This window comes from Methanolinea mesophila, from assembly GCF_017873855.1.
Classification (GTDB): Archaea; Halobacteriota; Methanomicrobia; order Methanomicrobiales; family Methanospirillaceae; genus Methanolinea_B; species Methanolinea_B mesophila.
Window position 1 is genome coordinate 1,535,635 of the sequence record NZ_JAGGKR010000001.1, and the last position, 20,744, is coordinate 1,556,378.

The 20,744-nt window shown below is 54.6% G+C and carries 18 protein-coding genes; 12 read left to right on the forward strand and 6 right to left on the reverse strand.

Going from position 1 to position 20,744, the window contains the following annotated elements; genetic code table 11:
• The first annotated feature begins 16 nt into the window (after positions 1-16).
• Together J2741_RS07285 and J2741_RS07290 are read left to right on the forward strand one after the other, a co-directional pair.
• Positions 17-409, forward strand: a complete 393-nt coding sequence (locus J2741_RS07285) for a winged helix-turn-helix transcriptional regulator (RefSeq protein ID WP_209674384.1) — start codon at positions 17-19, stop codon at positions 407-409.
• A gap of 87 nt (positions 410-496) precedes the next feature.
• Positions 497-913 carry a pyridoxamine 5'-phosphate oxidase family protein gene (locus J2741_RS07290; RefSeq protein WP_245249442.1) on the forward strand — a complete coding sequence of 139 codons (417 nt, stop codon included), beginning with the start codon at positions 497-499 and terminating at the stop codon, positions 911-913.
• 127 nt (positions 914-1,040) lie between these two features.
• Here the strand turns inward: J2741_RS07290 and J2741_RS07295 are convergent, their stop codons facing one another.
• Both J2741_RS07295 and J2741_RS07300 read right to left on the reverse strand, forming a co-directional pair.
• Positions 1,041-1,682, reverse strand: coding sequence for an HXXEE domain-containing protein (locus J2741_RS07295; protein ID WP_209674386.1), 642 nt, complete (start codon positions 1,680-1,682; stop codon positions 1,041-1,043).
• Between the two features lie 212 nt (positions 1,683-1,894).
• The gene (locus J2741_RS07300) at positions 1,895-2,563 is read right to left on the reverse strand and encodes an alpha/beta fold hydrolase (protein WP_209674388.1); all 669 of its coding nucleotides are present in this window, start codon (positions 2,561-2,563) and stop codon (positions 1,895-1,897) included.
• A 275-nt stretch (positions 2,564-2,838) separates the two neighbouring features.
• Here J2741_RS07300 and J2741_RS07305 point away from each other — a divergent pair, with 275 nt between their 5' ends.
• From J2741_RS07305 to J2741_RS07325, 5 genes are all read left to right on the forward strand, one after another.
• The gene (locus J2741_RS07305) at positions 2,839-3,201 is read left to right on the forward strand and encodes a hypothetical protein (protein ID WP_209674390.1); all 363 of its coding nucleotides are present in this window, start codon (positions 2,839-2,841) and stop codon (positions 3,199-3,201) included.
• A 69-nt stretch (positions 3,202-3,270) separates the two neighbouring features.
• Positions 3,271-4,131 (forward strand): hypothetical protein, encoded by an 861-nt coding sequence (locus tag J2741_RS07310; protein WP_209674392.1) that lies wholly within the window; start codon positions 3,271-3,273, stop codon positions 4,129-4,131.
• 260 nt (positions 4,132-4,391) lie between these two features.
• The gene (locus J2741_RS07315) at positions 4,392-5,594 is read left to right on the forward strand and encodes an ABC transporter substrate-binding protein (protein ID WP_209674394.1); all 1,203 of its coding nucleotides are present in this window, start codon (positions 4,392-4,394) and stop codon (positions 5,592-5,594) included.
• A complete protein-coding gene (locus tag J2741_RS07320) occupies positions 5,578-6,363 on the forward strand; it encodes an ABC transporter permease (RefSeq protein WP_209674395.1) in 786 nt (261 codons plus the stop codon). Before J2741_RS07315 ends, J2741_RS07320 begins: the two co-directional genes overlap by 17 nt.
• Positions 6,345-7,130 carry an ABC transporter ATP-binding protein gene (locus J2741_RS07325; protein ID WP_209674397.1) on the forward strand — a complete coding sequence of 262 codons (786 nt, stop codon included), beginning with the start codon at positions 6,345-6,347 and terminating at the stop codon, positions 7,128-7,130. The genes J2741_RS07320 and J2741_RS07325 overlap by 19 nt, the downstream gene beginning before the upstream one ends.
• 105 nt (positions 7,131-7,235) lie before the next feature.
• Here the strand turns inward: J2741_RS07325 and J2741_RS07330 are convergent, their stop codons facing one another.
• Complete coding sequence (locus tag J2741_RS07330) at positions 7,236-8,948, reverse strand: PAS domain-containing protein (protein ID WP_209674398.1); 1,713 nt, start codon at positions 8,946-8,948, stop codon at positions 7,236-7,238.
• Between the two features lie 421 nt (positions 8,949-9,369).
• Here J2741_RS07330 and J2741_RS07335 point away from each other — a divergent pair, with 421 nt between their 5' ends.
• The gene (locus J2741_RS07335; protein WP_209674400.1) at positions 9,370-10,836 is read left to right on the forward strand and encodes a helicase HerA-like domain-containing protein; all 1,467 of its coding nucleotides are present in this window, start codon (positions 9,370-9,372) and stop codon (positions 10,834-10,836) included.
• Positions 10,837-10,932: 96 nt separating this feature from the next.
• Here J2741_RS07335 and J2741_RS07340 read toward each other — a convergent pair whose 3' ends face one another.
• Together J2741_RS07340 and J2741_RS07345 are read right to left on the reverse strand one after the other, a co-directional pair.
• Positions 10,933-12,810: a PKD domain-containing protein gene (locus J2741_RS07340; RefSeq protein WP_209674402.1), complete on the reverse strand. Its 1,878-nt coding sequence runs from the start codon at positions 12,808-12,810 to the stop codon at positions 10,933-10,935.
• A gap of 122 nt (positions 12,811-12,932) precedes the next feature.
• Positions 12,933-13,802 (reverse strand): alpha/beta fold hydrolase, encoded by an 870-nt coding sequence (locus tag J2741_RS07345; protein WP_209674404.1) that lies wholly within the window; start codon positions 13,800-13,802, stop codon positions 12,933-12,935.
• Positions 13,803-13,869: 67 nt separating this feature from the next.
• On the opposite strand from J2741_RS07345, the gene J2741_RS07350 reads away from it, so the two are divergent.
• Both J2741_RS07350 and J2741_RS07355 read left to right on the forward strand, forming a co-directional pair.
• Complete coding sequence (locus J2741_RS07350) at positions 13,870-14,124, forward strand: hypothetical protein (RefSeq protein ID WP_209674406.1); 255 nt, start codon at positions 13,870-13,872, stop codon at positions 14,122-14,124.
• Positions 14,125-14,371: 247 nt separating this feature from the next.
• A complete protein-coding gene (locus J2741_RS07355; RefSeq protein ID WP_209674408.1) occupies positions 14,372-15,856 on the forward strand; it encodes a DUF1254 domain-containing protein in 1,485 nt (494 codons plus the stop codon).
• 245 nt (positions 15,857-16,101) lie between these two features.
• Here J2741_RS07355 and J2741_RS07360 read toward each other — a convergent pair whose 3' ends face one another.
• Entirely contained in the window at positions 16,102-17,157 is a 1,056-nt protein-coding gene (locus J2741_RS07360) for a restriction endonuclease (RefSeq protein ID WP_209674410.1), read from the reverse strand.
• Positions 17,158-17,621: 464 nt separating this feature from the next.
• On the opposite strand from J2741_RS07360, the gene J2741_RS07365 reads away from it, so the two are divergent.
• Both J2741_RS07365 and J2741_RS07370 read left to right on the forward strand, forming a co-directional pair.
• Positions 17,622-18,023 (forward strand): secondary thiamine-phosphate synthase enzyme YjbQ, encoded by a 402-nt coding sequence (locus J2741_RS07365; RefSeq protein ID WP_209674412.1) that lies wholly within the window; start codon positions 17,622-17,624, stop codon positions 18,021-18,023.
• Positions 18,024-18,394: 371 nt separating this feature from the next.
• Positions 18,395-20,707 (forward strand): phosphoadenosine phosphosulfate reductase domain-containing protein, encoded by a 2,313-nt coding sequence (locus J2741_RS07370; RefSeq protein WP_209674414.1) that lies wholly within the window; start codon positions 18,395-18,397, stop codon positions 20,705-20,707.
• The last annotated feature ends 37 nt before the right edge of the window (positions 20,708-20,744 follow it).

The window sequence follows — 20,744 nt, forward strand, 5'->3', positions numbered from 1 at the left end:
TAGTAATGCAGTGACTATGGAACCTCATAGCGACCACCTGTGTCTCTGCCCGCTGGAAGGCATCATCAATATCATCGCCAGGAAATGGGCGGTCCTCGTCATCAGCATCATCGGCCACCGCGAGAAGATCCGGTTCAACGAGATCATGGAACGGCTCGACGGCATAAGCCCGAGGACGCTCTCCGACATCCTCAAGGACCTCCGGCAGGCGAACCTCATTCACCGGGAGTCGTTCTCCGAGATCCCCCCCAGGGTCGAATATTCGCTGACCGAGGACGGCAAGAAGCTCTGCGAGGCCGTCCAGCCTCTTATCCGGTGGGCGCTCGAACGGGACGCCACTCACTCAGAACGGTGCCGGGGGAACTGTCACGACGAGCCGGTGAGCCGGAAGCGGAAATTACCGGAATAGAGTGGAGAAAATGAAAAAAGGAATTGTCCCCGGTGAGAGGACCAGGTTCACGTGCCGGACTATCGTTATTACTCATGACAGACCGTAATGACTGAGGATGATTCCATGGTTACCCTGACACAGGAGATCAAAGAATCGCTGCAGGGAACGAAGCTCGCGTTCCTGGCGACATCGTCGAAGAAAGGCATTCCGAATGCAGTCCCGATCGCGGCGTTCAAGTTGTGGGACGACGGGACGGTGCTCATCTCCGACCAGTACTTCAACAAGACGCTCGAGAACGTGAGGGAGAACCCGGAGGTCGCCCTGTCGTGGTGGGGGGAGAAAGGGGGTTTCCAGATCAAGGGCACCGCCACGGTCCACAAGGACGACGAGGTCTTTGCCAAGAACGTTGCCTGGATGAAGGAAGGCTGGCCCACGTTCGTGCCCAAGGGTGCGGTGCTCGTGAAGATCACCGGGGTGTACGCGGTGAAACCGGGCCCCGAACCGGGAAAGAAGATCCTGTGACCCGCGGTTGAATGGTCTCTGGCAGGAATTCTTTCCTTCCAGAGGCAATCTTCTCACCCTTCCCGTTGAAACCGGGCGATGGCCGGACCGTGGGCCACTCCCGGAGCCGGGTCACCGGCTGAACATTTTACCCGGTTTTCGCGTTCCTGATCTTGGTCAGAGTGATGGATAAGAGCAGGAGTATTACCCCGCCTGCAACCGCAAAACTCAGGATCCAGTCGGTAAGTGTCATAATGCCGTACGCGATGACATACCAGGTTACCAGGGTGCAATAGGGGATTAACAGGAATAACGTGGTGAACAGGCCCGGGTTGTATCCTTTATGCCTGAGCTGGAAAACAACGGCATGCTGCACGTTGTTTATCATGAACTGGAAAATTATCGCGCTGAATCCTATCCATGGCAGAGTATAGAGCAGCGCCCCGATAATTACCCACGGCCAGATCATAATCGGGTTTACAAAAAAAATGTAGGGTTCGCTTGCCGGGGTATCTTCCTTCTGGGGCGTTGGAGCAAGGATCGTTTTCGTGTTGATGAAATTCTTGAACCCACCGGGTACGATATATTCTTCGAATTCATGGATCATGACGACCGGAAGGTGAAACCAGAGGAGCCACTGGTAGTAGTTCAGACCGGGAACCGTCGCCAGCACGATGAAAAGCACCGTGAATACTATGGGCGCGGTGAAGGCTCCGATCAATTGCCATGCGGTGTTCAGTTTTGCAAAATCAAGTCCACTGTCTCGTGGTTCGCCTTCGAATTCCGGCATAAAGTTTTCTTTCATTCGTTCCGATAAAAATCTCCCGAATCGTGTGCACGCAGCGGGAGTACTGTCGTATCGGAACCTTTCTGGTGGTCAGTGATGACGATTCAATTTACCACCCGCTTCAACGGAGTTCGTCCGCAGCCATTGTTCCGGCCCCGGGCCCCCCCGGTGAGGGGGATGCACGCTCATCGCCCCTTTTTCCTTCCCAGGCTCACTCACCGTTCCGCGATCGAGAGGAGAACCCTGTTGAACTTCTCCGGTGCATCGGCCATTGGCACGTGGGACGAGGGGATTTCCAGGTAGGTCCAGTTCCCAAAGCACGAAGCCTCTTCATCGACCTTCCGCTTCGAATAGAGGGTCAGGTCCGCAAAATCGCTCTTCGTGCAGCGGATGTAGGTCTTGGGGATCCGGCGAATCGTTGCCGGGTCATACCGGATCTTCTCCACGTAAGGCGGGTCGGGGTCGGGAATGGGCGGTGAATTGCTGCGGGAGTACGCTCTTTCCAGGAGGTCCATGAGTGACTGTCCCGGGTCCGGCAGTCCGGTGTCCAGGAACACGAGGTGACGGATCTTCTTCGGAAGCCGGTCGGCAGTGCCGATGACGGGGAACGAGCCGTAACTGTGTGCGACGAGGATTACGTTCCTAAGGTTATTCTCCAGGATCACCCTGCAGACCTGGTCGGTGTGGGCGGTGAGGGTATGGGTCTTCTCGCTCCCGAGTGCCGGTGCGAAGGCAGGGAGGCCGCGGGCCTCGAGGAACGAGACCGTCCCGTCCCAGCAGTGCGGGCCGAGGTGGCCCCCGGGCGGGTAAATGTTGCGTCTATAGAGTCGGTTCCAGGTATCGGTGGAGATGTCGCCGCCGTGGACGAGGACGAAGGGGGGCATTGAGAGAGGTATCGTCCCGGGAGTATTTAGGAAGAGGGTCTCCCGTTTTTTCTTCGGTCAACCGGCGGGGAAAAGACGGGGCATATCCTAGTCACAGATTCGCCCGCAGGCGTGATCTTGCATGCCCCTACGCGGTCGCCCGGGTGCCGGCCTCCCCGTGAGGCCTCAGGAAGAAGCGATGCAGGGGAACCCAACGTTTTGGGGCGGGCGGACCCTTGTTTACTTTCACCACGCCCGGCGGCTCCCTTATGGCATTTTTTCCCCGATAGACCTCTATGAAAGGTTCCCGCCCTCCTGCATGGGTCGCCCTCGACGGGATGTTCTACCCGGTCTTCGAACGGGATTTCGCACTGGTCGAGAGGATATTTTCCACAGTCCTGCTGAAGATCTCGCACAACCGGTACCGAAACGAAGAAATCCGGCAGTCGCGGCTGATCGTCGACTTCTACGAGACCGCCTCCCTTGACTACGAGAAGGTCGTCCCGTTCCGGCCGCTCCTGGGGATGAACGGGTCCCGGATCTGTAACGACGGGGACGTGGTCTTCCGGGTGGACTTCGACCGGATGGAGGTGTGGACGGGGGCCGGAGGGATTTCAAAGGAGATCGGCGAACCGGCATCCCTCGCCGGAACGGGCTGAAACCGAAATCCTGTTTTTTTAACGGTTATCCGTTAATTTGAATAATGCCGGGATAAATATACCTCCTCATTGCCGGAAAAGGAGGTCCGGGTCATGCATATCACCGGAAAAGGATGGGGTAAAATCATTGGAATCAGTATCGTCGCCGCGCTTCTCGATATGGTGCTTCACGCACTGTTCGCTCCGACCTACCCGTACGACTACCCCCCGAGCTATTTCGTGCAGAACGGGCTGTTCCAGCCGGCTGCGGCCGTCTCCCTGCTGATCACATTTTTCCTTCTCGCCCTGGTGTTCGCCGCGATCCAGGAACGCCTGCCGGGAGGGAAGGTCTCGAAAGGCCTGCGGTTCGGCGTCGCATTCGGGGGCCTGTGGTTTCTCGGGGTGGTCGGGATGAGCATCTTCTTCGGCGCTCCTCTTTCGCACGAGGTGCTCGGCGGAGCCAGCGATTGTGCCTCGCTGATCATTCTCGGTGTCCTGCTCGGGTTCTTTACCGCGACCGGCGGCGAAGCCGGGAGTATGGGAAGCCCGGGGAGGAGTATCGCGGGAATTCTCATCGTTGCAGTCTTTTTCATCCTTGGACAGTACGATGCGTTCTTTTTAATGAGCGAGATGCCGTATTTCGACCTGTTCGGACCGGACACCTTCCTCTGGACCTTGATTCTCGCCGTGTGGGCCGGGATAACCTACTGGCTCTTGCGCGACGGGACGATCAGGGACCCCTCTCCCGTGAAACGGGCCCTCTTCTTCGGAGGGGTGATCATCGGGATAAACTGGATTTTATTCAACATGTTCGTCCTCCTGTTCGTTGCTGCACCGGTATCTGATCCTCTCGTCCTCGCGATCCTCAATATCGTGTCCATCGTCGTCGGGATGTTCGTGGTCGAGTCGGTGATCTTCCGGAAGGAGGCCGGGTATCCTGCGAGCAGGTGAGGGACGTACCCTGCCTGACTGACCGCCAGGGCCGCAGTCAGACCCCGCAGGTGTCGATGCCGGATAGGGAGAGGAAAAATAAGTGCGGTGATCTTCATCGCGTGACTCTTCGTCACCGGAAATGACAACGGCCCGGAGCCAGGGTAGCTGGTTTGGGGGGGAGAAATTCATGCACGATGGCTTGTGCGTAAAGAAACAGTTCGTCATCCTGATATGCCAGGACATGCCACCCTCTATACTCATTAATCAGGAGATCCCCCGTGCAGGTACCAAGGATAATCGTCTTCCTTTTCGTGCTCATCGCCATCCTGATCGTGCTGATGATCTTTCTGGCGGGGTCTTTTCCGGGCGGAAGTTACGGACCGGGGCACCCCGAAGCATACCTCCTCTACGCATCGGCAGGGTCCATGCCCCAGCTCCTCAATACGGGCCAGGTGGACGCATTCATCGCCTGGGAACCGGTCGTCTCACAGGCGGAGCTCTCGGGTATCGGGCGGATGGTCGCCACCCCCGCCGAACTTCCCCCTCCGGGTGAATGGGAGAATGCTGCCAGTTGCATTTTCCTGCTCCGGAACGATACCATTCATCGCGAGCCCGAAATCTCGGCCCTGCTCTCGGCGCTCACCATCGCGGCGGTCAACCGTACCAACGAGGACCCGGAGCTCGCCGAGAACATCACCGCGGCATGGGTCTTTGGCAATAAACCGATCCTGACCCCGACCGGGACGCTCGACCCGCTCGCCGTGGAGCAGCATTCGTTCTCCAACATGGTCTTCACCAGCGATGCGGCCCTGCCGGTGTCCAGCATGGTCGCAAGTACCGTGGAAACGGAAAAAGGGCCCGGGGGTTACAACCTCTCGGCGATGACCGATCCGGCGGTGGAAGCCCAGGGAAGGGCATATCTCTCCGGTAGCCCGCTCCCTGTGCCGTCGGGAACAGTCCCGACTCTTTCCCTGGGGTACCTCCCCTCATCGGACAACTTCGCCCCCCTCTACGTCATGGTCATGGACTCCGGGTACTTCTCCGCACAGTACGGGTTCTGCCTCGCACCCGACGACCCTGAACAGAGCCGCCCGGACGCGTGCACCCTCTTCGTGAACGGAACGCCCGCGGCGTACGTCAGCCTGGTGCCCGGCCAGTCGGGGGGCGGACTCATGACGGCGGTCGGGCAGGAGGTCCTCGATGGGGTCTACGTAGGGTCCATCCCGGCCGAGCTGCAGATCGGCCTTGGCAATCCTTCCCTCATCATCCAGTCGATCAATACCGGCGGGACCGGGCTCGTGGTGGGACCGGACGCCCCGTGCGACGACTGGCAGGGTTTTGTCAGGTGGGTGAAGATCCGTTCCGCGTCGGGAAACCCCATCGTCGTGGCCACGATCCAGAGCTCCATCCAGGAAGACATGATCCGCGAAGCGTTCGGCTACGAGAATATCACGGTGATTATGTATGGTTCAGGCGAATAAACATCGGATTCGGGAGTACGGCAAGGGGCTCTCGATCATCTTCCTCCTCATCCTTGCATGGGGCGTCCTGGCCCTGGTCATCCAGAACAACTTCATCCTCCCCCCGTTACGGGACATGCTGGTCGTGCTGCTTCACCCTGCGCAACCGGTCCTCGGCGGGGCGAGCCTGATCGAGAACACCCTGGTGAGCCTTCGCGAGGTCCTTACCGGGTTCTTCGCGGCGGCCGCGATCGGCATCCCCCTCGGCCTGTTCATCGGGAGTTCGGCAAATGCCCGGTCCTACCTCAACCCGGTCATCCAGATCCTCCGCCCCGTCCCGCCGATCGCCTGGATGCCGTTCGCGATCGCATGGTTCGCCATCGGGTTCCAGTCGGTCATTTTCATCATCTTCATGGGGGCGTTCTTTCCCATCCTGATCAGCACCACCGACGCGGTGCAGGGTGTAAGAAGGCAGTGGGTCGACGTGGCGGTGATGTTCAAGGCGACCGATCTCGAGAGAATGACGACTGTTACGATCCCGGGGGCGCTCCCGGTCACCTGGTCGGGGCTCCGCGTCGCGTTCGGGGTGGCCTGGATGTGCGTGGTCGCTGCCGAGATGCTCCCCGGTACGAGCGCCGGCCTCGGGTTTCTGATCATGTACGCCTACAACCTGGGGCAGCTGCAGGTCATCGGGGCCGGGATGATCATCATCGGCATTATCGGGCTCGGTGCCGACGCCCTCTTCCAGGTCGTCCAGCTCCGGTTCTTCGCATGGCGGGGGAGGGACTAACAATGGAGCCCGCACTCTCCATCGATTCGGTAAGCCTGACATTCTCCAAGGATACCGGTTCCTGCCCCGTGTTGCAGGGAGTGTCCCTGGATGCGTATCCCGGCGAGATAGTCTGCGTCATGGGCCCGTCAGGGTGCGGCAAGACCACCCTTCTCCGGGTCGTCGCCGGGCTCGAGCATGCCGACCAGGGCACGATCCGGATGGCCGAGGACCACGCGACCGGCGAACGCCATGCGGCGATGGTCTTCCAGGACCCCGCCCTTTTTCCCTGGCTCTCGGTCCGGGACAACATTGTGTACGGGCTCCGGCTCCGGTCGGGGAAGGTCCCGGAGGAGGAGGTGAAGAAACGGGTGCTCGCCCTCCTCTCGCTCGTCAGGCTCGAATCATTCGCGGAATCGTATCCCTACGAGCTCTCCGGGGGGATGCGGCAGCGGGCTGCGGTAGCCCGGGCCCTCGCCGTGCAGCCGAGAGTGCTCCTGATGGACGAACCGTTCAGTGCACTGGACGTCTTCACCCGGCGGGAGCTCGAGGACGAGATTCTCCGGATACGCGATGCCGCGGGCAGTGAAGGAACCAGGATCACGATCCTGCTCATCACCCACAACCCCGAGGAGGCGGTGTACCTCGCCGACCGGATCCTTATCCTTTCGGACCGGCCGGCTTCGGTCCACCGCGAGATCAGGGTCGATCTCCCTCACCCGCGTAACCCGGCAGACCCGGATTTTCTCGCTCTCCGGGAAGAGGTGACCGGGCTCGTGAAGCGGTAGCGGGGCACATGCGACATTCCCGGGCGGGGTGAGCAGGTCGAAAAAGAATTCCATGGATGATTGGGCAGATAGCGGAAGTTGTCCGATTTTTCTCCGGAAACTCCACTAAATGTCATTGATGCCGTTATAATTCAGAATTTGCCGGATTTTTTCGTTTAAGGAGCTGTCGATCTCCTCCTTCATCCGCATGAGCGATTCTCGTGCATTTTTCACGTCGGTTACATCCTGGATCGACTCGAGACAGGCGATAACCGATCCCGAAGGGGCGATAATCCGGGCCGCTTTCTCGTTTATGTATGCACCCCGGTTATTCCTGAACGAGGGAACGTACCGTTCGAGATAATATTCGTTCCCGTACTGTTCAACTCCCGGATAACGTGCCCGCAGCTCGTGTTCGGGCGTATCGATGATATCGATGAGCAATGGCTGTAATTCCGGGTATATCCCTTTCAGGACCTCCCGGTAGGTGCCCGTCCCGCGGACCTCCTCACGACGGACCCCTGTGATGACCTCCATCGCACGGTTCCAGACAATGACCTTTCCTGCAGTGTCGAGACTGAAGGTCGGCATAGGGATCGGGTCGAAATATTCCGTGATCTCGAACTTCGGCGAAGGTCCGGGAGGTTCGGGGCGCTCTTCTGCTACAGCCTGCGTTTTTTGTGCTCTTCCGGGTTCCGGGGTCTTTTGAACCTTATCCCCGACGGTAAAGGTCCCGATACCGCCATTTTGGGGGAAATACCGTTCATCCTTCAGGAGCAGGCCGGAGAGGGTTGCTTCAAATACCGACCCGTCTTTCCTGGAGGCAAGAACGGTTCCGGACCATCTCCCCTCGTTCAGGAGAGAAGACGCCACATGGTATACGCTATTGTCCAGGGTCCTCAGGACAAACTGCTCGAGCGGCTTTCCCAGGATTTCCAGCTCGTCGTCATACCCGAACAGGGAACGGAATGCGTTATTGGTGTAGATCACGCTGCCGGGAGAATTCCAGAGCGCGATGGCATAGGGAGACGCGGCGATGGCACAGTTATTCATGAGGATCTCTTTTTCCCGCTCTCTTTGTCCGGTAATATCCCTCCCGACACTCTGGATCTCATGCACTGCGCCCGAACTGTCGCAGAGCGTCCGGTTGTGCCACTGGATCCAGCGCACATCCCCGATATCCGACAGGACCCTCTGCTCGTGGCTCGTGAGAGCATTCGGCACGATGACCGCTCCGAATGGATCCGCATGGGTGTCGAGATCGGGGAGGGGTATCCTCGGACGGAATTTTTTCCCGATCAGTTCCTCGGGCAATTTACCAAAATACCGGCAAAACGCCACGTTTGCAAACGTGATGGTCCCATCGGGGAGCCGCCGGCACACCAGGTCAGTCAGGTCCTCGACCACCGCACGGTAACGGGACTCGCTCTCTTCGAGACGTTTTTCGAACTCGGTCCGTTCCGTTATGTCCTCGGCGATCATCGTGAGTCCCGACTGGCCGCCTTCGAACACGGAAGGTATCATCCTGACTTTAAAGAACCGGGTAATATCCAGTTTCTGGTCGTAGAACTTTTTCGAGAAATCCTTGGGACCGTGATTTTGCCCGATCAGGGAGGTTAATTCCGGGTCGTCGATGATGGGCAGCCCTGAACCTGTCACAGGAATGCCGAGAAGTTCATCCCTTCCCCTGCCGCAAAGCGTCTCGTAGGTACTGTTTACCTGGACGATGACTCCCTGGGCATCAAGGATCACCACGCCATCTTTCTGGAAACAGAGCATGGTGGTCAGGGGAACACGGCGCGATATGGTATAGACCCGTGCGCTTCCTCTCTCGATCATCTCGACCTGTCCGGAAACCGTGAGCATATAGAGATATTTTGACACACTGTTTCTGGTCAGATTGAGGTCTCGTGCAACCTGGGTAATGCTGCGTCCCCTGGGATATGCGCGTAATATGGTAGTGATCCGGTTACTCGGATCTTCTTCGGGCGTCACACTATAACCCTGACCGAGCGAAAAATTAAATTTACTTAAATAAATCGGCGGGGATAAGGGAATTTTTAAATTTCACCCCGTACTTCTCGCGGTTTCACCAATAGGGGTGAAGGGGATCCCATGAACAGATGATCGTAGTAAACCGATCATGAGTAATTCCGGAACGATACCCCGATCGAAAATTTTCGCGCCCGTCGATCCCGAGCGGATTCCCCGCTCCCGGATAACCTTATTGAATGAATGGACTATATTTTGGTGAGAGACTATGCCTGAACGTCCGGTTCCGATTCCTTTTGCGAAGGGAGAGGAGATCATTTACATGCTGCCTGCGATGGCGAATCGCCATGGTCTCGTGGCGGGTGCCACCGGGACGGGAAAGACGGTCACGTTACGGGTCCTTGCGGAACAATTCAGCAGGATCGGGGTCCCGGTCTTCCTCGCCGACATCAAGGGGGACCTGTCCGGCCTCGCAAAGCCGGGAGGAGACAACCCGAAGATCACCGAAAGGGCCGCGGAACTCGGGCTCGCCGGTTTTTCACCCGAAGGATACCCGGTCACGTTCTGGGACGTCTACGGGGAGTCCGGCCTGCCGGTCAGGACCACGGTGTCCGAGATGGGGCCGCTCCTGTTCTCCCGGATCCTTGGCCTGAACGAAGTCCAGGCAGGAGTCCTGACGGTGGTCTTCAAGGTCGCCGACGACCAGGGCCTCCTCCTCCTCGACTTAAAAGACCTGACCTCGATGGTCCGGTACTGCGGCGACCACGCGAAGGACTTAAAAACCCGGTACGGGAACATCGCCCCCGCGAGCGTCGGGGCGATCCAGAGAAACCTGCTTGCCCTCGAACTGGCCGGGGCAGACCGTTTCTTCGGCGAGCCGGCGTTAAATGTCATGGATTTCGTGAAGACCGATCCTTCGGGCCGGGGGATGATCAACATCCTCACCGCCGACCGCCTCATCCAGTCCCCGGTGGTGTACTCGACATTTCTCCTCTGGCTCCTTTCGGAACTGTTCGAGCAGTTCCCCGAGGCGGGAGACCTCGAAAAACCAAAACTTGTCTTCTTCTTCGACGAAGCGCACCTGCTGTTCCAGGACACCGGAAAACCACTCGAGGAGAAGATCGTCCAGGTCGTCCGGCTGATCCGGTCCAAGGGAATCGGGGTGTTTTTCGTCACCCAGAACCCGGTGGACCTCCCCGACCCGGTCCTCGGCCAGCTGGGGAACCGGGTCCAGCATGCACTCAGGGCGTTTACCCCCAAAGACCAGAAGGAGGTGAAAGCGGCGGCACAGACGCTCCGGCAAAACCCCGCATTCGATACCGTGGCCGCCATCACCACGCTCCGCATCGGCGAGGCGCTCATCTCGACACTGGATGCCACCGGCAGTCCTTCCATCGTCTCGCGGGCGCTGGTCTATCCTCCGGAGAGCAGGATGATGCCGCTCTCGCCCGGGGAGCGAAGCCAGGTCGTTATTGCATCACCGCTCCGGGAGCGTTATGCAACGACCATCGACCGGGAGTCCGCGTACGAGACACTGCAGCGCAGAGTTGCGGCGGTGCAGGAGACCCGGCCCTCCACTCCGGCCGGACCACACGCTCCGAAACGATCGGGTTCCGGATCCGCGGACGTGGTGGGAGCCGCCGCGAAAAGCGCAGCGAGGGCGATTGGAAGCCAGGTCGGGAGAGAGATCATCCGGGGCCTGCTCGGGTCGCTCGCAGGGACGGGGAAGAAGTAACGGATTGTGGCGTGTGAACCCCGACACGGGCAGGGGGACTCTTCCCGACGTACGGCGGGTCCGGTCGAACCCGTCGAAACAAAAAAAAGGGTGGCCTCACGTCACCGTGATACAGTTCCTGCAAAGGGTGGTGTTGCTCGTCAGTTTCCCGCCGGCGGTGGCCCACACCGTGAGCCGGACGTCGTAGGACCCCGGCTTTTTGTAGGTATGGACCGGGTCGGGGCTTGACGACACGTAGATATCCCCGAATGTGTACCGGAACCCGGTCGGGTCCCCGGTCGAGGTGTCGGTGAACCTGACCGTGAGCGGGGCGGCTCCGGACGTGGGAGTCGCGGTGAAACTCGCCACGAGCTGCCCTCCCGGCGTCCCTCTCACCGTGATGTACCCGACCTTCTCGGTCGTGGTGCTGGTGACTTTGTTATGTTCCAGTTTCATGATCGAGAGGGTGACGGTGTAGGTGCCCGGGTTTTTGTAGGTGTGCACCGGGTTCTGTGCGGTCGAGGTATACCCGTCGCCGAACTGGTAGTACCAGCGGAACGGGTCGCCGCCGGACGTGTCAGTGAACTGCACGGTCAGGGGTGCATCGCCGGAACGGGGCGCTGCGGTGAAGTCAGCGAAGAACTCCTCCGGACCCCCGGGACCGGGAGAGGTCGGCACGGGAAGGAAGTAGGGGTCGGCCATCGCCGCCGGGTAGAGCGGGAGCATGGCCCGGGACTGGTTCGAGGCCGAGTACACCGCTCCGGCGACCGTCGTGCTCTGGCCGTGGTTGTTCCACTGGCCGTCCGGGATGAGGAAGTTCTTGGTGACCAGGGCCTGGTTGGTCGGGGTCATCTGCTCTCCCTTCACCACGTTGAACCAGACGATGCCCTTGATGTAGGGATAGGCGGAGAGGGTGGTCGCATTGTAGAGGTAGGTGACCTGGTTGGTCTTGAGGGTCTCCTCGACGACAGGGTCTCCCCAGCCGTCGGCGCTGGTCTCCATGAAGATGAACGGGTGCGTGCGGTTCACGGCATAGAAGTCGTAGAAGCCCTGGAAACTGGAAAGCGTCGTCGGGCCGCCCGTCCAGGGGTACCAGGTCATGCCGACCCAGTCCACCGAATCGTTGGGGAGCGGGTTCATGTTCGTGTCATATTGCGGCCAGTAGTACTCCCGGTCCGCCATGGTCTGGGCGATGTTGCCGGCCCAGGCCACCTGGATGCCGTCCCCGCCGTACTGGTGGAGGATCGCGTAGGCCTCGCGGAAGACCTCCCGGAAGGCCTGCTTGTTCGGGCTGTCCACGTAGTCGTTCGCCTCGGGGTTGACCGAGGGGGCGGTGTTGAACTCGTGGGCGAACCAGATGATGACCGTGGCAGGCCTCCCGTCCTTGTCAGGATACTTCGCCGCGACGGTGTTCAGGTTCGTGGCGAGGTCCTGGAGGATGGCCGTGCCGGTCATGCCCGACATACTGGTCATGGAGAGATTGAGGACGCCGGTGCTGTCGGTCAGGGCGTAGGGGTCAAAGGCGAGCACCGGGACGCCGCCCTGCTGGATCACCCGCTCGGCCCAGACGTAGGGGGCCTCGCTCTCCACGTACTGGATCTTCCCGTAGTTGTTGTCGGGATAGAAGTTCATGTCGTAGTACCGGGAGATGAGGACCTGTTTCGCCCCGGAACCGGGCTGGATGGCATCGAGGTCGCCTCGAAAAGTTGCCATCCCGGTATCGATGCCGGAAGGTCCCGTCCCCTGCCGCTCCCCGTAACTCGAGGGATGGTCAAGGTACTGGGTCTCGTAGGGATCCGCCTGGACCTTCATGAAATAGTTCACGCAGAGGGCGTTGTTTGCACCCTGGTTCCCTCCGAGATACGCCCCGACATAGCACCCCTGTTCGGAGAGCAGTCCTTCATCGACGTCCGGTATGTGGAGTGCCTGGCCCGGGAGCGCCAGGCAGAGCACGATTGCCATGATTCCAAGAACATTACGCCACCGTAGTATCATTGTGTCTCCTCCAATCTGGTACTGGCTGGGTCTTGCCGGCCGGGTATATATCTTTAGTGCATGTGAGTGCGGGGGCGAAGAGGGGTGGTCTTTCACGTTGGCAGTGTACGAGGAAAAAGAGATTAAGGATTGGCATAGGGGGGCGACTCGTTCATCCCGAGGAAATCGAGCGCATTCTCTCCATATTCGACGGGGGCCTCATGGTTCCCGATATGGGGGAGATCCTTGAACCGGACGAGCCACGTCCCGTTGATCTGGCCTGCCATCTGGACGGCAATCGCCTGGGGCGTAATCACGTCAGCGGTCCCGACGACGAGCATGGTGTTTTGGGAAATCCCGGAAAGGCCGTTCCAGGTCCCGTTCCATGCGAGGCACGCATAGGCTTCTTTCGTTATCCCCGGGGATGCCGGTGTGGTATTGTTGGCTACCGCCTCGATTTTGTTGTAGAGGTTCTGGGCCTCGGGAATCCTGATGCTGTAGCTGACGGAGTCGAGGACCAGTTTCCTGACGCGTTCGGGATGATCGATGACGAGCTGCTGGGAGATGCAGGAACCCATGGACTGCCCGTACACATTCATGCTCGAATATCCGAGGGCCTGCATCAGTGCCGCCGCATCGTCGGCATACTCTGCGATCGTGTGGTTTCCGGGGGTATCGTTGCTGTATCCCACCCCACGGTAATCGTAGGTATACACATGGTATTTTGTCGCAACGATCCCGAGGAAGGTTGCATTCCACGCGGTATCCTGGGTTTCTCCGAATCCTTCATTCAGAAGGATCGGTTCGCCGCCCGACCCGTACTCACGATACGCCAGGTCTACCCCGTTCACACGAACGTACTTGACGGGGGTCGTGTTGATCGAGACCGTCGGGTAGTGCACGGTCTCGCTTGGGACGGGCGTCGGGTTTGTCGGAACGCCCGTGCAGCCAGCAGCGACAATAAAGCAAAAGGCCGCGAAAAAGGCCAGAATAAGGATCGATTTCTTGTTCAAGGTAGTACCTCGGAAGTTGATTACCAATGGGGATAATAATTCCCGTGGATTGAAAACGGATATAAATTTGCTGATTTTAAATGCACTTTTTCAGGACCTGTCAGGCTCACTTTTCTTCCTGCAAAACCCCGAAAATGATGCGGTTCTCGGGGTCGTATTCTTCAACCGGATGGACGATCCTGGCGTGCCGGAGGGCGCATTGGTCAAGATGCATGCCGTGATCGTGGGAGGCAAGGACAAGACCGGGAGCGAGGTGTTCCAGTACGTGCACGATAACGGATATGACACCGGCTATTACGCGAAGTACCATAGTTACGGGTAACCTGGAATCCTGATCTGATGTATTCAGGATTAACCAGGTGATGAAACCCAGAACGCAGAAACTGTGAGGAGAGGGAATGAATGAGGGCATAGGGAGACCGGGCTTAGATCCTTCTCTCCTCTCAGTCTCCCGAATGCACACCCCGGGTGTGAATTAAGGAGATAGTGATCGATTGCAGGAGGGTTGAACTTTCCCGTGTGGTACACCATGCACAACCTATTTATCCGTACCAAGGGGACTACCCCGTATGAGACTTTTCCTGATATTCGGCGTAATTATTCTCATCGTCGCACTCTTGTGCGCCGGTTGTACAAGCCGGAACCTCCCGGCAACGCCTGCCAGCCAGGCGATCGGCGGCATCACGATTCCCACCACGACTGGTCCGCCGAGCCCGGACGAAGCCCGGCAGATCGCGGCGGCAGCGTACGTCTACGGTTATCCCCTCGTCTTCATGGAGGTCCTCCGGGAGCACCAGACCGCAGTGACGGCGCCCGATATCCTGCGGGGCCTCGCACCCGCCAACCAGATGGTGAGGGTATACCAGGTACCGATCGACCAGTTCCAGAGCCGTGCCCCCTGGCCCATCACCGATGCGAGCTATGTCGGGGCGTGGCTGGACCTGACCGAAGAGCCGGTGGTGCTGAGCGTTCCCTCCTCGGAAGGGAGGTACTACGTCGTAATGCTCGAGGATCCCTGGACGTATGATCTCTCGTCCGTAGGAACCCGCACGACCGGCAACGGGCCCGGCAACTTCGCCGTCGTCGGTCCCGGATGGAACGGCACGCTCCCCCCGGACGTGACGAGGATCGAGTCCCCTTCACGTTACGTGATGCTCGCCGCCCGGGCACAGGTTGATGGTCCCGCCGATCTTCCTGCGACGGCGGCCTTCCTGGACAACGTCACCCTGACGCCGCTCTCCGCGTGGGGCACGAACTACACGCCGCCGGCCAATGTGCCGGTAACGTCTAATGTGACTCCGAATTCGTTATCTTCCGCGAGTGCCGCGTATATCGCGAACATGACCCCCGATGCGTTTTACGACCGCCTGGCAACGGCCATGGTAGCCAGTCCTCCCTACCCCGAGGATACGCCCGTCCTCGACCAGATCGCACGAATCGGCATCGTCCCGGGCGCACCGTTCGATTGGAGCGGCATGAACGCCACGATGCAGGACGCGATCGCCCGGGGTTATTCGGACGGTATCGCCCAGGTCAACGCCGCAGCCGTTGAATGGCCCGGCGATGTCGAAGTCCACGGCTGGAGAGCCGTGTTTGACATGGGGGCCTACGGGACCAACTACGCCCTCCGTGCCGGCCTGGCAGCGGGATACGGAGCCGGAAACCTCGTGGAGGACGCACTGTACTGGTGGTCAGCAGCCAATGCGACCGGCGTCCCCTATTCCGGCCAGAACAACTATGTGCTCCACTTTGCCCCCCACAGCACCCCGCCCGCGAACGCGTTCTGGTCGGTCACACTCTACAATATCAATGGCCAGTTCGTACAAAATCCTCTGGACAAGTATGCGATATCATCGCACGCAGGAAATCCGGTCTACAACCCGGACGGGTCGCTGGATATCTACATCCAGCAGACGACTCCCGGTGCCGACAAGGAGTCCAACTGGCTTCCCGCTCCACAGGACAGGTTCATGCTTATCATCCGTATGTACTGGCCGCAGGAGTCCGCCCTGAACGGATCGTGGGAGCCACCGGAAGTGCAGAGGGTGGGGTGAGCGGAAGCGGAACAAGAGGGGATGAGGACATGAATCGGACCAGGAGTGGACAAATAATAGGGCAAATACAACCGTCCCGCACCCGACATCGAGAGCTCTTTGTGGCGTTGAAGACAGCACAAGGCCCAGTTCCTACATCCATGCATCTTTTTCTTCAGTAGTTCCGAATTTGATGACCAGGGCTGGGATCGTAGTTTATTGCAGAGGTGCCCGACACCTTTCTGACATCATGTTTCAGATCAGAGTCATTCATCCGACTCATCAACTACGAGCATCCACACCCGTTTTAAAGGCAATTCTGCCTGAATCTCCGCTGGAAGAAGTTCATAATTTCTGTAAATAGCCTCGACTAAATCACGACTTTCCCAAAGTCGTACAGAGAAATACCCTTGCTTGGATTCAACTTGGACTGCTTTATTAAATCCGCCCCAACAAACCAACAATCCCTGTTCTGCCTTAAATGTCTGCATTGAACCTTGCAGGGTTCGATAAACCGTCACATCACAGGGATTTATTTGAGATTTCACTTGGACACAAAGACGTGGTTGATCAAGACCTAATGAACCACGTCCTGCGAAAATATCTACTCCCCCATCAGGTCCTGCAGGTGAAAATTTCGTAGTCCATCCCTCAGCCTTCAGGACGGCTTCTACTAATCGAGCAAGTGCATGTCCAGAAAAGCGACTTTGAATTCGAGAGACAATTTGATCGTGTGCAAGATCCGCAAGATTCGGTGAACTTGACTCTTCCTCTTCAATAGGGAACGTGGCACCTTGCAGTCGATTACTCGTTTCACCCAAAAAACCGGGATCTGGTTTGCCATTTAACACTGCTTCAATCCGTCTTTCTGCATCATTTCGAGAGATATTACAAACTGTAAGGGCCGAACCAAATGAGTAAAGCAGGTCTTGAAGGAACACAGTTCGGGCGATTTCAGGGCGGATCCACTTGACTGCTCGTGTATGGCGATATTCGTTATCAATTTTAAGGTAACGATAAGGACCTATTACTTTTCCTAATGCAACTTGTGATGTTAGTTTCCGAGGAAGAACAACGATATCCCCTTCCTTCATTGCGATAGCAAAATTTCCAAGCTGCCCGGCAAAGTTACCTATGGTTCGAGGTTTAAGATCGGGGTTCGTTTCTTGGATAAGGTTGTATACTTCGTTATATTCCTTCTTACCTTCTAATGAAGGAAATTCTCTAAAACCAATCATCGCCAGGTTGTGATTAAGGACATATTCTTCATCCTCTCCATCACGTCCGGCTCGCACCATAAAGACTTTAGTCCGATCTCTCATGTATTCCTCCAATATACAAACAAATTCATTCCCATATTTTTTGTTTAACCAATGAGGTCGGTTCAATTCTCTATAAGAGTTATCATTTCGTTGTTATGCTGAGTTTGGAGAATTATTATTGCATTATGCTGTTTCCAACTGGGACATGCATCAGGTTGTTCGATGATTACTTTATAGACTTGGTCGATGTGGTCGATGAGGGTAGACGTTTCTCTCACTACTGTGTCGTATTATATTGGGAGGTGGCCTAGGCTTCGAGGAATGCAGTCGTCCCGTTCCAGCAGAAGAAGCCGAGGAGGCCGCCGAGAGGGTAAATGTTTCTTTTTGTGAGCTTGTTCGAGATATCGAGTCGATATGTTGATGATGTGGACGAGGACGAAGGGAAACCGCCCTGAAGGATCGTGGGTGCCACCGAAAGTGTAGACGGTGGTTTGATTGACAACGAAACCATCATAGGATCTGACATGAAGTGGACAAAGATTGAAGTCAAAACCTCTTCGAGGACCCAGTTCATCGATATCACGGGCCTTGTTTCCGACGAGCTGGCAAAATCGGCGGTAAAGAACGGGGCATGTCATGTATACATGACGCATACCACGGCTGGCCTTACCATCAACGAGAACGCCGATCCGGACGTCGCCAGGGACATCCTCGCCGGTCTTGCTCACCTGGTCCCGGAGAAGGGAAATTACCGCCATGCCGAGGGGAACTCCGATGCCCACATCAAGGCCTCGCTCATGGGATCTTCCCTCATGGTGCCGGTGATCGATGGCCGCCTGGCGCTCGGGACCTGGCAGGGGATATACTTCTGCGAGTTCGATGGGCCCCGAGTACGGAATGTGCTGGTTGGGGTGTCGGGGGAGTAGGTGGTGGGGGGTGGTTTGCGGAGGTTGTTTTTGGGAATCGGTGGAGATGGAGCTGCAGTGGATGAGGTTGGAGGGGTGGGCATTATACTAGTTACGAGATTGGGGGGTTAGGGGGGAGGGAATTTACTTTCGCGGTACCTAGTGACCCCATTTTGGAGGATTTTTCATTATAGAAAAAATGCAATTTAATTTTTCTCGGCATACATCACAAACGAGAAAGAGAATTCGACAGTTTAGATGAAAATAAAGAAAAATTAGACGGAAATTCGTTGACTCAAATCGATTGACATTGTATTTATTGAGGAATTCTCAAATAGATAGGAAGAAGAATATTCCAAAAGAACATGTTAAAATTTACGGAGATATTTTGAATGTTTAACGTAAAATGGGACCCAGATATTAATGGTGTTATTCTTTCAACCGATCTAGGAGACACAAATTATCCCGTTCGTCCCGTTTTCCATGAGGAATTAGATCTACTAAAATTTTATGAATTGGGCTTTAAATATCCTAATTGTTCGGAACCCTTAATGTGGGCCGCTGGGAGAACGTATTACTATAAAGGAGAAAAAATTGCCTTGGTAAAAGGAGGAGGATTCTATAATAATCTTAAAATTGAAAAGTTCGTTGATTCACAAGAAATTGAGCCAATAAACATTTCGAAAATATTGAAAAAAAATCGGGATAAAATATATTTTTATTCTCATGATTCAATTGATTTTATTCGTGATTGCTATGTTAAATATAAAAATTCAGTTGATGCAATCGCTGTTTCATTCAGTGGGGGAAAGGATTCGGTTGTTCTCTCAGATTTGGTACGAAGGTCAATTAATCCGAAAGATTTTTTTTTAATATTTGCGGACACGACATTAGAAAGTCAATATACATATAATTTCATTCAGCAATACATGCATGAAAACTCAAATATAAAGTTTATAACTGCAAAATTTTACAAATCTCAAATAGATACGTGGCAAAAATTTGGTCCCCCCAGTCGGATCAATAGATGGTGTCATACGGTTTATAAAATAGCACCTATTCGAAAAAAAATTAAAGAGGTTATCGGTATTGAAAATCCAAAAGTATTGATTTTTGATGGTATTAGGTACGAAGAAAGTTCAAGAAGAAGCCTGTACGCAAATTTACAGGACGGAACTAAAAATATGTTACAGATGAATATAAGCCCAATAATAAATTGGTCTTGTTTAGAAGTGTTTCTCTATATATTTTCCCGGAACTTAAATTTCAATAAAATCTATCGTTGTGGTTATACTCGAGTTGGATGTATGGTATGTCCATATTCTTCTAATTGGAGTGAATATCTTTCAGGGATAACCCATAGTGAATTGATAAAACCATATTTAGATATTCTAAAAAAGAACGCTTCATTTGCGGGAATTATGGACATTAATAATTATATCAATCAGGGGGGATGGAAATCTCGAAGTGGAGGAATGGATTTAGAGTTTGGTGGAAATAGAGTGGGATTCTCTAATTTTGAAAACCAATTAGAAATTTCATTAAAAAATGACTCATCTGATTTCTGGACATGGTTACAATCATTGGGAGCAGTAACTAAAAGTGAAAAAAATGGTATTCTGAATTATGATGGTAAATATATCCAAATAGTCGAAAAAAAGACTAAAAGCGGGAGGAAAATTACCATTTCGAATACGGATAACAATATAAAACTTCTAAATTCTCTAAAAAGAATTGGATATAAATCAGAATATTGTGTTTATTGTCAATCGTGTGAGGCAGTTTGCCCAACGGGTGCATTAAAAATTAATAGTAATGTTATTATTGATAGTAAAAAATGCAATCATTGTGAAAAATGCATAAATTACGTGGAAAAGGGGTGCTGGGTTGCCAAATCTATTACATACGTAGGAATTCAGAAGGTAAAGAAAATGACAGGAAAAGGTTTTAATCGCTATCAAGGATTTGGTTTTGATAAGAACTGGCTTTTACTATTTCTGCAAAATAAAAAATGGCAGAATGAAAAAGATAGTAGTCTAGGAAATCGTCAAATTATGGCCTTGAAATTGTGGTTGAAGGATTCACGGTTATATGAAAATGAACAACCAACAGAGTTAGGAAAAAAATTAATGAAAATAGTTAATATTGATGATCTATTTCTTTGGTCTGTTATTTGGTCTAATCTCGCTGAAGAATCTCCTCTTATTCATTGGTTTATAACGAATATTAATGGTTCTTTTACTCGACAGGGTTTAATAAAATCGTTAGCTGAATTTCGGGGACAAACCGAGTTTAATAGAACAGATGAAAATGCGATTAATTCACTTCTTGCCACACTTAAAAAAACGCCTCTCGGGGAAGAATTGAATCAAGGAAGTGAATCGAAAAAAGGTTATGAAAAGTATTATTCAAAGGGGATTGCAATTAAGGTTCCAGATTTGGCGATATTGTATACTATTTATCAGTACTCCGAAAAAGTCCAGCGTAAACAGTTGGTTGTTAGTGAATTTATTAAGAATAAAGATGTAACTCCCTACTGGATTTATGGCCTTGACTATAACATGATTAAAACGGCCCTTACAAGATTATCTTCACAATATCCTAATTATATTCAAGTCGAATTTTCAGGAAATTTGGATAATGTCAATTTAAACGATAAAATCTCTCTGTTAGAAATTATAGACGAATATTTAGAAATGAAATAAAATTCAATACACTTATTTTTAAAAAAAACTATGGACT

What these genes read in the sequence shown, in the direction of transcription:
- J2741_RS07285 (WP_209674384.1), top strand. Translation starts at nt 17, where the DNA reads ATGGAACCTCATAGCGACCACCTGTGTCTCTGCCCGCTGGAAGGCATC.
- J2741_RS07290 (WP_245249442.1), top strand. Translation starts at nt 497, where the DNA reads ATGACTGAGGATGATTCCATGGTTACCCTGACACAGGAGATCAAAGAA.
- J2741_RS07295 (WP_209674386.1), bottom strand. Translation starts at nt 1,682, where the DNA reads ATGCCGGAATTCGAAGGCGAACCACGAGACAGTGGACTTGATTTTGCA.
- J2741_RS07300 (WP_209674388.1), bottom strand. Translation starts at nt 2,563, where the DNA reads ATGCCCCCCTTCGTCCTCGTCCACGGCGGCGACATCTCCACCGATACC.
- J2741_RS07305 (WP_209674390.1), top strand. Translation starts at nt 2,839, where the DNA reads ATGAAAGGTTCCCGCCCTCCTGCATGGGTCGCCCTCGACGGGATGTTC.
- J2741_RS07320 (WP_209674395.1), top strand. Translation starts at nt 5,578, where the DNA reads ATGGTTCAGGCGAATAAACATCGGATTCGGGAGTACGGCAAGGGGCTC.
- J2741_RS07325 (WP_209674397.1), top strand. Translation starts at nt 6,345, where the DNA reads ATGGCGGGGGAGGGACTAACAATGGAGCCCGCACTCTCCATCGATTCG.
- J2741_RS07330 (WP_209674398.1), bottom strand. Translation starts at nt 8,948, where the DNA reads ATGATCGAGAGAGGAAGCGCACGGGTCTATACCATATCGCGCCGTGTT.
- J2741_RS07335 (WP_209674400.1), top strand. Translation starts at nt 9,370, where the DNA reads ATGCCTGAACGTCCGGTTCCGATTCCTTTTGCGAAGGGAGAGGAGATC.
- J2741_RS07340 (WP_209674402.1), bottom strand. Translation starts at nt 12,810, where the DNA reads ATGATACTACGGTGGCGTAATGTTCTTGGAATCATGGCAATCGTGCTC.
- J2741_RS07355 (WP_209674408.1), top strand. Translation starts at nt 14,372, where the DNA reads ATGAGACTTTTCCTGATATTCGGCGTAATTATTCTCATCGTCGCACTC.
- J2741_RS07360 (WP_209674410.1), bottom strand. Translation starts at nt 17,157, where the DNA reads ATGAGAGATCGGACTAAAGTCTTTATGGTGCGAGCCGGACGTGATGGA.
- J2741_RS07365 (WP_209674412.1), top strand. Translation starts at nt 17,622, where the DNA reads ATGAAGTGGACAAAGATTGAAGTCAAAACCTCTTCGAGGACCCAGTTC.
- J2741_RS07370 (WP_209674414.1), top strand. Translation starts at nt 18,395, where the DNA reads ATGTTTAACGTAAAATGGGACCCAGATATTAATGGTGTTATTCTTTCA.